This window comes from Streptomyces sp. NPDC006516 (assembly GCF_040611875.1).
Classification (GTDB): domain Bacteria; phylum Actinomycetota; class Actinomycetes; order Streptomycetales; family Streptomycetaceae; genus Streptomyces.
In genome coordinates this window covers 226,571-240,233 of the sequence record NZ_JBEXPD010000002.1, presented here as the reverse complement: position 1 = coordinate 240,233, position 13,663 = coordinate 226,571, and the positions used below count along the sequence as shown (strand labels likewise).

Sequence of the window (13,663 nt, the reverse complement as noted above, 5' to 3'; positions counted from 1 at the left end):
GCGCTCTCGTTATGCTCCGGACGCATGAGCACTGGACAGGGCGCCGGCACCAGCGGGCGGGGTATCGAGATCCGCCATCTGCGGGCCTTCCTCGCCGTCTCCGACGAGGGCAGCGTCACTCGCGGCGCCGCCCGGCTCGGGGTCACACAGCCCGTCGTCTCCCGCACCCTCGCCGCCCTCGAACGGCATCTGGGCGTCCGCCTCGTCGACCGGTCGACCCATCACCTCGTCCTCACCCCCGAGGGGGTGGCCTTCCGGGACAAGGCCGCCACAGCGGTCGGCGCCTTCGAGGAGGCCCTCGACCCCGGACGGCTGCGCCACTGGCCGCTGCGGCTCGGGCACGCCTGGTCCGCCCTCGGCCCGTACACCACCCCGCTCCTGCGGACCTGGCAGCAGCGCCACCCAGGAACCCCGCTCGAACTGCTCCGCATCGACGATCGCACGGCCGGGCTCACCCGGGGCGAGGTGGACGCGGCCGTACTCCGCGGGCCCGTGGACACTCCGGGCCTGGTCACCGAGGTGCTCTTCACCGAGACCAGGGTGGCCGCCGTGGCCGCCGACGGCCCGCTCGCCGGCCGCGCCTCGCTCTCCCTGGCCGACCTGACCGCCGACGCGGTCGTCCTGAACACGGTCTCGGGCGCCACCACGCTCGCCCTGTGGCCCCCGCACGCGGCCCCGGCCGCCACCCTCGCCGTCGCCAACACCGACGACTGGCTCACCGCCATCGCGGCCGGGCGGGGCAACGGGGTCTCGGGGGCGTCCACCGCCCAGATGCACCCGCACGCCGGGGTCTCCTACGTACCGCTGGACGACGCCCCGCCGCTGCCCGTGCTCCTCGCCCGCCGGGAGGGGCCGGGGCATCCAGCGCTGCCCCGGCTCGCGGCGCTCGCCCGGGAGATCGTCGCGGGGGAACAGCCTGGGCCGCCGGGGGCCTTCCCCCGCCCATCGGGGAATGAACCGCGGACGTAGGAGAGTTGGGAGCCGTGTACCGATCGGCTCGATCACTCCAGGGGGCGCGACATGACGGACACCGGCGACACCATCACCGTGCACGGCACGGTAGCGGCGGGCTTCGAGGGCGTACGGGAGGAGTTCGCCGCCGTACTCGCCGCCGACCACACCGAGCCGGGCAGTCAGCTCGCCGTCCACCACCACGGCCGCCGCGTGGTGGATCTGTGGGCCGGGGAGGGCATCGCTGGGGACTCGCTGCCCGCCGTGTACTCCTCCACCAAGGGCGCAGCCCACCTCGTGGTCGCCCTGCTCGTCCAGGACGGCACCGTCGACCTCGACCGCGCGGTGGCCTCGTACTGGCCGGAGTTCGCCGCCGAGGGCAAGGGTGAACTGACCGTGCGGGAACTGCTGTCGCACCGCGGCGGGCTGGTCTGGGCGGACGGCGGGTTCAGCATCGAAGGGCTGGCCGACGACCGCGTCATCGCCGCACGCCTGGCGGGCCAGCGTCCCTACTGGACGCCGGGCACGGAGTACGGCTACCACGCGCTGACCATCGGCGCCCTCACCGGTGAGGTGGTGCGGCGGGCCACCGGGCGTTCGATCCAGGAGATCTTCGAGGAGCGGGTGCGCGCTCCCTACGGACTGGACTTCCACCTCGGCCTGCCCGAGGCGCTCGAACCCCGCTACGTCAGCATCCGCCCCGGCATCCCCGCGCCCGGCCCGGCGACGGGCGGCCCGCTCGACCTGGACAGCCTGCGGGCGCTCGCGTTCGGCTTCGCACAGGACCCGCCGCTCGATCTCATCGCCCTCCCCAACACCCGGGCCGTACGCGCTCTCGGCCCGGCCTCGGTCGGCGGCGTCGGCTCCGCGCGCGGGCTCGCCGGAATGTACGCCGCGGCCGTCTCCGAGGTGGACGGCCGGGCACCGCTGCTCACCCCGGAGACGATCGCCGAGGTGGGCCGGGTGCACTGGAAGGGCACCGACCTGGTGACCGAAGAGGCCGACCACTTCGCGCTCGGCTTCGAAGCGGTGCGCGCGGCCTACCCGGCCCTGGGCGAAGGCGCGTTCGGGCACTCCGGCGCGGCGGGCTCGCAGGCGTACGCCGATCCCGTCAACGGCGTGGCCTACGGATACACCCGGCGCCGCTTCGCCCTGCCCGGCGGCGCCGCACCGGAGAACGCGCGGCTCTCCGCGGCGGTGAGCAAGGCCGTCGCCGAGCTCTGAGCCCTCACCGGCGTGGCACCCCGTCCGGATCGTGCCGGGCTCACGGGCCCGGCCTGTCCGGCTGATCCGGCCGGCCGGGTTGATCCGGCTGATCCGGCCGCTCCGGCGGCAGCCCCTCCGCCAGGACCTCGGCGAGGTGCCGGGCCCGGCGCCCCGCCAGCTGGTCCAGCTGCGTACGGCAGGAGAAGCCGTCGGCCAGCAGCTCCGTGCCGGGTTCCGCCGCCCGCACGGAGGGCAGGAGCCGCTCCTCGGCGCAGGCCACGGAGACGTCCCAGTGCCCGCGCTCGAAGCCGAAGTTGCCGGCCAGCCCGCAGCATCCGCCGCTCAGTTCGCCGGTCAGGCCGGCCTTCTCGCGCAGCCTGCGCTCGGCGGCGTCGCCGAGCACCGCGTGCTGGTGGCAGTGGGTCTGGCCGGCGACGCGGCGCTCCAGCCGGGGCGGTGTCCAGTCCGGGGTGTACTCCTCCAGGTACTGGGCGAGGGTGCGCACGGAGGCGGCGAGGACGGCGGCGCGCGGGTCGTCGGGGAGGAGCTCGGGCAGGTCCGTGCGGAGGCTGGCGGCGCAGCTCGGCTCCAGCACGACGAGTGGCTCCCCGAGCGCCCCGCCCATCAGGTCCAGGGTCCGGCGCATGACGGCGCGGGCCGCGTCCAGCCGGCCCGTCGAGACCTGGGTGAGGCCGCAGCACACCCCACGGCGGGGCAGCACGGGCACCCGGCCCGCCGACTCCAGCACCCGTACGGCCGCCCGGCCCGCCTGGGGCGAGAAGTGGTCGGTGAAGGTGTCCGGCCAGAGCAGCACGGCAGGGCCGGCCGCCCGTGACCGTCGGCCGGCGAACCACGCGCGGAACGTCCGCCGCGCCAGGACGGGGAGCCCGCGCCGCCGTTCGATGCCGCCGAGCCGCTTGGCGAGGGCGGCGAGCGGACCGATCCGGGCCAGGGCGTTGAGCGGACGGGCGAAGGGGGCCGCCATCCGCAGCCATCGCGGGAGCCCGCCCAGCGCGTAGTGCGCGGCGGGGCGCAGCCGTCCCTTGTAGTGCTGGTGGAGGAACTCCGCCTTGTACGTGGCCATGTCGACGCCGACCGGACAGTCGCTGCGGCAGCCCTTGCAGGACAGGCACAGGTCGAGTGCGTCGCGTACCTCCGTGGACCGCCAGCCGTCCGTGACCACCTCGCCCGCGAGCATCTCGTGCAGCAGCCGCGCGCGTCCCCGGGTGGAGTGCTCCTCCTCGCCGGTGGCCCTGAAGGACGGGCACATGAGGTCCTGCCCCGGTTTCTCCGTACGGCACTTGGCGACGCCGACGCAGCGGCGCACGGCGGCCGTGAAGTCGCCGCCGTCGTGCGGGTAGCCGAAGGCCACGTCCACGGGCCGCCTCGGGAGGACGGCGAAGCGGAGGTTCTCGTCGAGGCGTGCGGGACGGGCGAGGATGCCGGGGTTCAGGCCGCCGTCGGGATCCCAGAGGTCCTTGAACCGGGTGAACAGGCCCACCATCTCGTCCCCGTACATCCGGGGGAGCAGTTCCGCCCGGGCCTGTCCGTCGCCGTGTTCGCCGCTCAGCGATCCGCCGTGCGCGACGACGAGGCCGGCCTGGTCCTCGGAGAAGCGGCGGAACCGGGCCACGCCCTGCTCGGTGAGGAGGTCGAAGTCGACGCGTACGTGGATGCAGCCGTCACCGAAGTGGCCGTACGGGGTGCCACGCAGGCCGTGTTCGGCGAGCAGGGCGCGGAAGTCGCGCAGATACGGGCCGAGTCGGCCGGGTGGCACGGCGCAGTCCTCCCAGCCGGGCCAGGCCTCGGTGCCGTCGGGCATCCGGGTCGCGGTCCCGGCGGCGTCCTCGCGGATGCGCCACAGGGTCCGCATGGCGGCGGGATCGGTGACGACGGTGCCGTCCAGGGCGTCGGCGGCGCGCAGGATCTCCGTGGCGCGGGCGCGGGCCTCGGCGGGGGTGCCTCCGCCCGTCTCCACGAACAGCCAGGCGGCGCCACGGGGCAGCCCGGCCGGTTCGCGTACGAGGTCCTCGGCCATGCCCTCGACGGTGAGCGGGCCGTAGGGGAGGAGGCCGGGGGCGGCTTCGGCGGCAGCCGGCTCGTCGGCGTAGCCGAGGACGGCGAGGGCGCGGGCGCGCGGCGTCTCGACGAGGCGGACGGTCGCCTCCGTGACGACGGCCAGGGTGCCCTCGCTGCCGCAGAGGGCGCGGGCGGGGTCGGGGCCGTTCTCGGGGAGCAGGGCGTCGAGGGCGTAGCCGGAGATGCGGCGCGGGAGGGCGGGGAAGCCGGTGCGCAGCGGGGCGAGGTGGGCGGCGGCGAACTCGTGGAGGCCGGGCGGTGCGCCGGGCAGGTCCCGGCCGACGTGCAGGCTCTCGCCGCCGTACCGCAGGACGCGCAGGCTCCGGACGTTGTCGGCGGTGGTGCCCCACGCGACGGAGTGGGAGCCGCAGGAGTTGTTGCCGATCATGCCGCCGAGCGTGCAGCGGCTGTGGGTGGAGGGGTCGGGGCCGAAGGTCAGCCCGTGCGGGGCGGCGGCGGCCCGCAGGTCGTCCAGCACGACTCCCGGCTGGACGACGGCGGTTCGGGAGCCGGGGTCCAGCTCGGTGATCCGCCGCATGTGGCGGGTGAAGTCCAGGACGACGCCGGTCCCGGTGGCCTGGCCGGCGATGGAGGTGCCTCCACCCCGGGGGACGACCGGCGTGGCGTGCTCCCGGCAGACGCGCAGGGTCTCGGCGACGTCCGCCGCGTCGCGGGGGGACACGACCGCGACGGGGACGCGGCGGTAGTTGGACGCGTCCATGGTCGTCAGCGCGCGGGCGGTCCTGGTGGTGTCCACCTCGCCGCGGACGGCCGCGGTGAGATGGTGGGCGAGGTCGCTGGGCTGGGTGGCCATGGCCCCAGCATGGACCACCGGCCGGCCGGGGCCGCGCCGATGAGTTCGCCCGGCCCGGAGAGTCTCACCCCCGTTGTCTGTCGCGATCGAAGGAGGAGCACGTGGCTCAACTGCTGAGGGTCCAGAACTTCAACGTGTCGAGTGACGGGATCGGCGCCGGTGAGGACCAGACCCTGGAGAGGCCGTTCGGTCATGTCGATCCGGGGAATCTGTTCGCCTGGGCGGGTGCCACGGCGAGCTGGCCCATGCGCACCGCACCCGGGGGGAGCCGGGGCCTGGACGACTACCTCACGCGGGACTACCCCCGGAACATCGGCGCCGAGATCATGGGCCGCAACAAGTTCGGTCCCGTGCGCGGGCCGTGGCAGGACGAGGAGTGGAAGGGGTGGTGGGGTGACGAGCCCCCGTTCCACACCCCGGTGTTCGTCATGACCCACCACGAGCGTCCGTCGTTCACGCTCTCCGACACCACGTTCCACTTCGTGGGCGGCGAGCCCGCGGCGGTCCTCGAACAGGCGCGGGAGGCGGCCGGGGGCAAGGACGTACGGCTCGGCGGCGGGGCCACCACCATCAGGGAGTTCCTCGACGCCGACCTCGTGGACACCTTGCACGTGGCGGTCTCACCGGTGGAGTTCGGGTCGGGGGTACGGCTCTGGGATTCCCCGGACGATCTGCTCGACCGGTTCCACCTGGATGTCGTCCCCAGCCCGAGCGGGGTGACGCACCACCTGTTCTGGCGGAAGTGACCGGGCGCGGGGCCCCTCCGAGGGGCTCCGCTGCGGGTGGCCCCGCGAACGTGACCGGTCCCGGCCGCCGACCGGCGCGGACTCGCGGAAGTGGCCGGTCCCGGGGCCGCCGACCAGGGCGGCCCCGGGCCTGATGGCTACTTGGCGCAGACCGCCTTGTCCGCCTCCACGCGCTGGATGTCCTCCGGCGCCTTCTGCGGGGCGGTGAGCGGGCTGCCCGCCGTCTTGAAGTCCGGGCCCAGCGTCAGCACCATCGGGTCCATGTCACCGGCGTCGGTCTTCGTGGGCTTGAGTGCCGAGGCCGACAGGCCCATCAGGTCGGCGAGCCGGCGCGCCTGGTCCGCCTGGTTGGGGGCGTAGACGAGCTGCGTCTTCTTCACGTTCTCCGGCGCGTTCGCCTTGTTGGTGGACTTCAGCACGCCTTCCTCGTTCTGGAGCCAGTCCAGGGCGTTCTGCGCGGAGCCCGCCGGGGCGCCGCCGTTGTAGACGTCGACCCGTACGTCAGCCGGGTCGGCCATCTCGCCCTTGAGCTTGGCGTCCGCCGCGGCCTTGGCCGCCGCCTTCTCCTGCTTCTCCACGGCGGTGAACGAGACGTCCTCGCGCATCATCGAGAAGACCTGGGGCGCCTTGGACTTGTCGAGGATGACGGTCGCCTTGTCGTTCGGGTTGTCCAGCACCGGGACCGTGGTGAACGTGATGTTCTTGGGGTCGACCGAGGCCAGTTCCATGCCGAGCTTGCGCAGCTGGTTGATGTCGGCGATCTTGTCGTCGACGGTGAGCGCCTTGGTGGCCGCCTCGGCCAGCGACCACATCTTGGTGGGGCTGGTCAGAGTGTCGTTGGACTTCAGCTTGCGCATCAGCGAGCCCAGGAACTGCTGCTGGATCTCGATGCGGCTCAGGTCGCTGCCGAAGCCGACGGAGTGCCGGGTGCGCAGGAAGGCGAGGGCCTGCTCGCCCTGGAGGGTGTGCTCGCCCTTCGACAGCTTGAGGTGCGAGTCCTTGTCGTCGATGTCCTTGGCGAGACAGACGTCCACGCCGTCGACGGCCGTCGTCAGCGACTTGACCGCGTTGAAGTCGGCCACCATGAAGTGGTCTACCTCGATGCCGGTGAGCTCGGTGACGGTGCGCATGGTGCAGCTGGGGGTGCGCTCGGACTGGCCGAGGCTGGTGTTGAAGCGCCCGCCGGCGGTGCCCGGGATGTCCTTCTCGGTGCCGTCGGCCAGCTGGGTCGGACAGTTCGGGATGTCCGTTATCAGGTCACGCGGGATGCTGAGCGCGGTCGCGTTCGTACGGTCCTTGGAGACGTGGAAGAGGATGTTGGTGTCGGCGTGGCCGACACTGCCCGCGTCCCCGTAGCCCTCGTTGCCCTTGCCGGTGCGCTTGTCGGTGCCGATCACCAGGACGTTGATCGCCCGGTCCTTGCTGAAGCCGCCGGTGCCGGCGCCGTCGGTGGAGACGGAGGTGATGTTGCCGTTGAAGTGCTGGTACACGAGGTAGCCCGCGGTGCCGGTGCCCAACAGCAGGAAGGCGACCACCCCGCCGGTCCACACCAGCGCCTTCTTCTTGCCCGACTTCTTCGGCTTCGCCTTGCGGCGTCCCTGGGCCGGCGGGGCCGCACGGCCGCCCGCCTTCCGGGGTTCGTCCCGGCCCCCGCGCCCGGACTCGTCCCGGCCCCCGCGCCCGCCTTCGGCGCCCCTGCGCCCGCCGCGCTGTCCGGGGACGGAGGCCCGCTCGCCCGGCGGAGGCGCCGCGGGCCCCGGCCTGCGCCGCGAGCCGGACGTCCTGGCGTCGGACGTACCCGGGGAGCCGGACGACGTGGACGATCGCCCTGAGGAAGGGGTCAGTCGCAGTTCGTAATCACCGGTGTCCGGGTTGAGTACCCACTGGTCTGCGGGGTCGATGCCCTCGTCCCGCCCACGGCCTTGCGCGTCCACGGTTGCTGCGTCCTCCGTCGGGGCCACGCGGCGCCTCCCCCTTCAAGGCGCGCGGTGTGTCTTACGGCAGTGCCCGACCTGGCAGGCCGACTGCACCGGAGCGCTCACACTAGCTGGCCACCGGCCCAGGAGCGACGATCGTGACAATTCAAGCCTGACACAGGGGACATAGCGCAACATATGCCTCTACATACCCGCCCACGTGAGAGTTCGATCCGGCGTCGAGCGACCTCGCGGTAGCGAGGGAACCCATTCCAGCCAGATTTCAAACAGAAGTGGCCACAAGGAATCCCCAAACAAGTCGCCAATTCTCCTATAGTTGCCGTGACTTGATCAGGAACAATCAGCTCCAGTTGTGGTTCTTTCACCACCACAACACCGGAACGTCCCGATTGCCCCGTTCCGTCGCACCTGCCCCTATCCCTCGCACCGTCCGCCCCAAGGACTCCGATTGCGCCCTCAACTCCGGCAGACCGCGCTCGCCCTGCTGATCTCGGCAGCCGTTACCGGTTCCCTGTGCCTGTGGGCGGTCTCCGCCGCCCCTGACTCGGTACGGGCCCCGCTGTCGTGGGGGGCGGGAGCCGCCGCCGCGCTGCTGTGCGCCGCGGTGACCGTCACGGTCCACGCACTCGCCACCGCCCGCAACCTGCGCGCCCTGCGCGCGGCGGACGCCCAGCGCTTCACCGCCGAGACCTCCCGGCTCGTGTCGACCTCCGCGGCCGAGGCCCAGCGCTTCACCGCCGAGACCGCGCGGATCAGGGCGGCGGCCTCCTCCGAGACGGCCCGGGTCACCGCCGAGGCGGACGAGCGGGTGGCACGGATCACAGCCGAGGCCACCGAGCAGCACGAGCGGCTCACCGCCGAGGCGGCCCGGCTCACCGCACGCGCCCGCCGCAGCGAGACCGAGCGCTCCGCGGCGATCGCCGCCTGCGCCAACGCCGCGGGCCGGATGCAGGCCCTGGCCACCAGCATGCTGGCCGACCTCCGCGAGATGGAGCACCGGCACACCGCGGAGGACGTGCTCGAGGATCTGCTGCACCTGGACCACCGCACGGCCCAGGCGGGCCGCCTCGCCGACTCCATCGCCGTGCTGACCGGTGCGCGCTCCGGGCGCCGCTGGGCGAAGCCGATCGTCATGGAGTCGATCCTGCGTGGCGCGATGGGCCGGATCGGCAGCTACCAGCGCGTCCGCCTCCACTCCACCAGTGACGTGGCGATCGCGGGTCACGCCGCCGAGGGCGTCATGCACGCCCTCGCCGAGATCCTCGACAACGCTGCCAACTTCTCGCCGCCCACCGCCGAGGTGCACGTGTACGTCGAGGAGGTGCCGGCGGGCATCGTCGTCACCGTCGAGGACAGCGGCCTGGTGATGAGCGATGTGCAGCTGCGCCGCGCCGAGCGGGCCGTCTCCGCGGACAACCAGGACCTCACCGCCATCTCCGGCACCCGGCTGGGTCTCGCCGTCGTCGGACGGCTGGCGCGCAAGCACGGTCTCACCGTGTCCTTCCGGCCGTCGGCGCGCGGCGGTACGGGCGCGCTGATGATGCTGCCGCAGGAGCTCATCTCCCGTACGCCCGCGCCCGCCTCCCTCCCGGAGCCCTCCGGGCGCGCCGAGCCGGAGCCGGACCACTCGACGCCGAGCACCGAGGACCCGTCCGCTGCCAGGCCCGCGGCGGACTCCGCGGCTGCCGGGACCCGGACTCCGTCCGGCACGCCGGGGTCCGCTTCCGGCACGCCTGAGTCCGCGTCCGAATCCACCGGCGCCGTCCCCCAGTTCGGCGAGAGCGGCCTGCCCAAGCGCCGCCGCGGCCGCACCCTGGCCGCCGCCGAAGCCCGTACCGGCAATGCCACCCCCGGCGGCGCCGACTCCCCCAGGCCGCGTACCACCGACCCGAAGGTGCAGGCTGCCCGCTTCAGCACCTTCAGCCAGGCGGTACGTGCCAATTCCCCGCACCCGGAAGGCAACACCCGATGAGCGCGACGACCGACGAGAAGCTCAACTGGCTGCTGGAGGGGCTGCTCGACCGCACGCCCGGCGCCCGGCACGCCCTGGTCCTGTCCCGGGACGGGCTCAAGCTCTGCCGCACCCCCGAGCTCTCGGTCGACCAGGCCGACCAGCTGGCCGCGATCTCCGCCGGAATCCAGAGCCTGTCGCACGGCGCGTCCATCGAGTTCGGTGACGGCACCGGTGGCGTGCGGTCGGCGATGACCGAGTTCTACGGCGGTGTGCTGTTCATCGTCGAGGCGGGTGCGGGCGCCCACCTGGCGGTGGTGGCGGCGGAGGACTCCGACGTCGGCCTCGTCGGCCACAACATGAGCGAGCTCGTCGAGCAGCTCGGCGAGTACCTGGTCGCCCCGCCACGTGACGCAGCGGCCCCGGCCGCGGAGACCGCGGACGTATGACGACGCCGCTACCGCGCCCCCGCCCCGGACGCGACGACGATCCGGACCGGCTGTACACCCTGACGGGTGGCCGCAGCCGGTCCGACTCGGCCGCGTTCGACCTGGTGACGCTCGTCGTCGCCGAGTGCGAACCGAGCCCCGGGATGCAGTCGGAGCACGTCGCGATCCTGCGGATGTGCGACAGCCCCACCGCGGTCGTCGAGATCTCGGCCACCCTGAATCTGCCCGTCAGCATCGTCCGCATCATGCTGTGCGACCTGCTCGACACCGGCCGGATCAGCGCCCGCCACCCCCGTACTGCCCGTGTCGAGGACCGGCTCCCCGACACCGACACCCTGGAACAGGTGCTCGTTGGACTCCGCAACCTCTGACCGTGCCGCCCTGCAGGCGACGGCCGACAACGGACTGAAGATCGTCATCGTCGGCGGCTTCGGTGTCGGCAAGACCACCATGGTCCGATCCGTGAGCGAGATCCGTCCGCTCAACACGGAAGAGACCATGACCCGCGCGGGCGAGGCCGTGGACGACCTCGACGGTGTGCAGTCCAAGACGTCCACCACGGTCGCCTTCGACTTCGGCCGCATCACGCTCGACGCGCGATCGGTCCTCTACCTCTTCGGCGCACCCGGGCAGGAGCGCTTCTGGTTCCTGTGGGACCGCCTCTTCTCCGGCACCCTGGGCGCCGTCGTCCTCGTCGACACCCGGCGGCTCGCCGACTCCTGGTACGCGATCGACCGGCTGGAGCACCACGGCACCCCGTTCATCGTCGCGTGCAACGACTTCGGCGGACCGCTCCACACCGAGCAGCAGATCCGCGAGGCGCTGGACCTCTCGCCCGAGGTCCCGCTCGTGGAGTGCGACGCCCGGGACCGGTCCTCCAGCAAGTACGTCCTCATCACCCTGGTCGAGCACCTCTACACGCTCTCCCTCGCCCGTGAGAAGGGCGCCGATGCGGCGCTCCCGGGTGCCAGGACCGCCGCGGCGATGACCCCGGAGCCCACGCCGTGACCAAGTGCCCCCTGCCGACCCCGGAGCGCGAGCTGTGACCAAGTGCCCCATGTCCCGGAGCTTCGCCCCGCTGTCCGGGCCGCGTTTCCAGACGGACCCCGTGCAGCTGTACCGGGACATGCGCCGCGACCACGGCTCGGTCGCCCCCGTCGTGCTCGACGGCGACGTACCCGCGTGGCTGATCCTCGGCTACCGCGAACTGCACCAGGTCACCAACGACCCGGTGCTCTTCAGCCGGGACTCGGAGCTGTGGAACCAGTGGGAACACATCCCGGACAACTGGCCGCTGCTCCCGATGATCGGGCGCAAGCAGCCCTCGATCCTCTACACGGTCGGTGAACGGCACACCGTCCGCGCCGCCATGATCAGCAACGCGCTGGAGGGCGTCGACCCCTTCGAGCTGAAGCGTTACGCCGAGGAGTTCGCCGACGGCCTCATCGACCGCTTCTGCTCCAGCGGCAGGACCGACATCATCGCCGACTACGCGATGCTGCTCCCCGTCCTCGTCCTCGCCAAGCTGTACGGCTTCAGCAACGAGGTCGGGGCCGCCCTCGTCGGGTCGATCAACGACATGATCGACGGCGGCGAGCGGGCGCTGGCCGGACAGCAGCACCTCGGCTCGTCCATGGTCCAGCTCCTCGTCGACAAGCACGCCGAGCCCGGCGACGACGTCGCCACCCGGATGCTCCAGGACCCGGGCGGATTCACCGACGAGGAGGTCGCCCAGGACCTCATGGTGATGCTGGCCGCCGGCCACCAGCCGACCGCCGACTGGATCGGCAACTCGCTGCGGCTGATGCTCACCGACGACCGCTTCGCCGCGTCGCTGTCCGGCGGCCGGCACAGCGTGGGCGAGGCCATGAACGAGGTGCTCTGGGAGGACACCCCGACCCAGAACGTGGCCGGCCGCTGGGCATCGCGCGACACCCACCTCGGCGGGCGCCACATCCGTGCCGGTGACCTGCTGCTCCTCGGGATCGCCGCGGCCAACGGCGACCCGCAGGTCCGCACCGACGGCTCCGCCCTGACCGGCGGCAACAACGCGTTCCTCTCCTTCGGCCACGGCGAGCACCGCTGCCCGTTCCCGGCCCAGGAGACCGCGGAGGTCATCGCCCGTACGGGGATCGAGGTGCTCCTGGACCGGCTCCCGGACGTCGACCTCGCCGTCCCCGCGGACCAGCTGACCCGGCGCCCGTCCCCCTGGCTGCGCGGGCTGACGGACCTGCCGGTGCACTTCACGCCCACCCCTGCACTTGGAGGCCAGAAATGACCCGGATCGCCCTCGATCCCCTCGTCGCCGACCTCGACGGCGAGAGCGCCGCGCTGCGCGCCGCCGGCCCGCTGGCCGAGGTGGAGCTCCCCGGCGGGGTGCACTGCTACGCGGTGACGCACCACGCCGAGGCCCGCCAGCTGCTCACCGACAGCCGGGTGGTCAAGGACATCAACGTCTGGAACGCCTGGCAGCGCGGCGAGATCCCCTTGGACTGGCCGCTGATCGGCCTGGCCAACCCGGGCCGTTCGATGCTGACGGTGGACGGGGCCGAGCACCGCAGGCTGCGCGGCATGGTCGCGCAGGCGCTGACCGTGAAGCGGGTGGAGCGCCTGCGGGCCGGGATCGAGGCGCTGACGAACGCCTCCCTGGACCGGCTGGCGGCCCTCCCCAAGGGCGAGACGGTCGATCTGAAGGCGGAGTTCGCCTATCCGCTGCCGATGAACGTCATCAGCGAGCTGATGGGGGTGGACGCGGCCGACCACCCGCGCCTCAAGGAGCTGTTCGAGAAGTTCTTCTCGACGCAGACGCCCCCGGAGGAGGTCCCGCAGATGATGGCGGACCTCGGCGCCCTCTTCACGAAGATCGTGGACGACAAGCGGGCGAACCCGGGCGACGACCTGACCAGCGCCCTGATCGCGGCCTCCGAGGACGGCGACCACCTCACCAACGAGGAGATCGTCAACACGCTGCAACTGATCATCGCGGCCGGTCACGAGACCACGATCAGCCTGGTCGTCAACGTCGTGGAGGCGCTCCAGACCCACCCCGAGCAGCGCAAGCGCGTGCTGAGCGGTGAGGTGCCCTGGGAGAACGTGATCGAGGAGACCCTGCGCTGGAACACCCCGACCTCGCACGTCCTGATCCGTTTCGCGACGGAGGACGTGGAGGTCGGCGACAAGGTCCTGCCGAAGGGCGAGGCCCTGATCGTCTCCTTCGGCGCGCTGGGCCGTGACGAGGCGCAGTACGGACCCACCGCCGGTGAGTTCGACATCACCCGCTCCCCGAACCGCCACATCGCCTTCGGTCACGGCCCGCACGTCTGCCCGGGGGCCGCGCTGTCCCGGCTGGAGGCCGGGGTGGCCCTGCCCGCGCTGTACGAGCGCTTCCCCGACCTGGACCTGGCGGTTCCGGCCTCCGAACTGCGGAACAAGCCGATCGTGACCCAGAACGACCTGTACGAGCTCCCGGTCGACCTGGGCTGACCCCCCGCCCGCACCGCGCGTACGAGTGCGGTGCGGGCGGCTCCGGT

11 protein-coding genes are annotated in these 13,663 nt (G+C 72.7%); 9 read left to right on the top strand and 2 right to left on the bottom strand.

Features of this window, described 5'->3' with window-relative positions:
• Window positions 1–24 precede the first annotated feature (24 nt).
• Together ABZY45_RS07195 and ABZY45_RS07190 are read left to right on the top strand one after the other, a co-directional pair.
• On the top strand, window positions 25–969 hold the full coding sequence (locus tag ABZY45_RS07195; RefSeq protein WP_356737049.1) for a LysR family transcriptional regulator: 945 nt from the start codon (window positions 25–27) through the stop codon (window positions 967–969).
• Window positions 970–1,020: 51 nt separating this feature from the next.
• On the top strand, window positions 1,021–2,175 hold the full coding sequence (locus ABZY45_RS07190; protein WP_356737047.1) for a serine hydrolase domain-containing protein: 1,155 nt from the start codon (window positions 1,021–1,023) through the stop codon (window positions 2,173–2,175).
• A gap of 40 nt (window positions 2,176–2,215) precedes the next feature.
• Here the strand turns inward: ABZY45_RS07190 and ABZY45_RS07185 are convergent, their stop codons facing one another.
• Window positions 2,216–5,050 (bottom strand): FAD-binding and (Fe-S)-binding domain-containing protein, encoded by a 2,835-nt coding sequence (locus tag ABZY45_RS07185; protein WP_356737045.1) that lies wholly within the window; start codon window positions 5,048–5,050, stop codon window positions 2,216–2,218.
• A gap of 101 nt (window positions 5,051–5,151) precedes the next feature.
• Here ABZY45_RS07185 and ABZY45_RS07180 point away from each other — a divergent pair, with 101 nt between their 5' ends.
• Window positions 5,152–5,796, top strand: a complete 645-nt coding sequence (locus ABZY45_RS07180) for a dihydrofolate reductase family protein (RefSeq protein WP_356737043.1) — start codon at window positions 5,152–5,154, stop codon at window positions 5,794–5,796.
• A 137-nt stretch (window positions 5,797–5,933) separates the two neighbouring features.
• Here ABZY45_RS07180 and ABZY45_RS07175 read toward each other — a convergent pair whose 3' ends face one another.
• Window positions 5,934–7,730 (bottom strand): LCP family protein, encoded by a 1,797-nt coding sequence (locus tag ABZY45_RS07175; RefSeq protein WP_356738703.1) that lies wholly within the window; start codon window positions 7,728–7,730, stop codon window positions 5,934–5,936.
• 451 nt (window positions 7,731–8,181) lie between these two features.
• On the opposite strand from ABZY45_RS07175, the gene ABZY45_RS07170 reads away from it, so the two are divergent.
• The 6 genes from ABZY45_RS07170 to ABZY45_RS07145 are packed head-to-tail and all read left to right on the top strand — an operon-like array spanning window position 8,182 to window position 13,616.
• Complete coding sequence (locus ABZY45_RS07170) at window positions 8,182–9,705, top strand: ATP-binding protein (protein WP_356737041.1); 1,524 nt, start codon at window positions 8,182–8,184, stop codon at window positions 9,703–9,705.
• Window positions 9,702–10,133, top strand: coding sequence for a roadblock/LC7 domain-containing protein (locus ABZY45_RS07165; RefSeq protein WP_356737039.1), 432 nt, complete (start codon window positions 9,702–9,704; stop codon window positions 10,131–10,133). The genes ABZY45_RS07170 and ABZY45_RS07165 overlap by 4 nt, the downstream gene beginning before the upstream one ends.
• On the top strand, window positions 10,130–10,504 hold the full coding sequence (locus ABZY45_RS07160) for a DUF742 domain-containing protein (protein ID WP_356737037.1): 375 nt from the start codon (window positions 10,130–10,132) through the stop codon (window positions 10,502–10,504). The genes ABZY45_RS07165 and ABZY45_RS07160 overlap by 4 nt, the downstream gene beginning before the upstream one ends.
• Complete coding sequence (locus tag ABZY45_RS07155) at window positions 10,485–11,141, top strand: ATP/GTP-binding protein (protein WP_356737035.1); 657 nt, start codon at window positions 10,485–10,487, stop codon at window positions 11,139–11,141. The genes ABZY45_RS07160 and ABZY45_RS07155 overlap by 20 nt, the downstream gene beginning before the upstream one ends.
• Before the next feature lie 49 nt (window positions 11,142–11,190).
• The gene (locus ABZY45_RS07150; protein WP_356737033.1) at window positions 11,191–12,411 is read left to right on the top strand and encodes a cytochrome P450; all 1,221 of its coding nucleotides are present in this window, start codon (window positions 11,191–11,193) and stop codon (window positions 12,409–12,411) included.
• Window positions 12,408–13,616, top strand: a complete 1,209-nt coding sequence (locus ABZY45_RS07145; protein WP_356737031.1) for a cytochrome P450 — start codon at window positions 12,408–12,410, stop codon at window positions 13,614–13,616. The genes ABZY45_RS07150 and ABZY45_RS07145 overlap by 4 nt, the downstream gene beginning before the upstream one ends.
• The last annotated feature ends 47 nt before the right edge of the window (window positions 13,617–13,663 follow it).

Bases quoted from the DNA above. Each gene is read 5' to 3' on its own strand.
- ABZY45_RS07195 (WP_356737049.1), top strand. From the start codon at position 25: ATGAGCACTGGACAGGGCGCCGGCACCAGCGGGCGGGGTATCGAGATC.
- ABZY45_RS07190 (WP_356737047.1), top strand. From the start codon at position 1,021: ATGACGGACACCGGCGACACCATCACCGTGCACGGCACGGTAGCGGCG.
- ABZY45_RS07185 (WP_356737045.1), bottom strand. From the start codon at position 5,050: ATGGCCACCCAGCCCAGCGACCTCGCCCACCATCTCACCGCGGCCGTC.
- ABZY45_RS07165 (WP_356737039.1), top strand. From the start codon at position 9,702: ATGAGCGCGACGACCGACGAGAAGCTCAACTGGCTGCTGGAGGGGCTG.
- ABZY45_RS07160 (WP_356737037.1), top strand. From the start codon at position 10,130: ATGACGACGCCGCTACCGCGCCCCCGCCCCGGACGCGACGACGATCCG.
- ABZY45_RS07150 (WP_356737033.1), top strand. From the start codon at position 11,191: ATGTCCCGGAGCTTCGCCCCGCTGTCCGGGCCGCGTTTCCAGACGGAC.
- ABZY45_RS07145 (WP_356737031.1), top strand. From the start codon at position 12,408: ATGACCCGGATCGCCCTCGATCCCCTCGTCGCCGACCTCGACGGCGAG.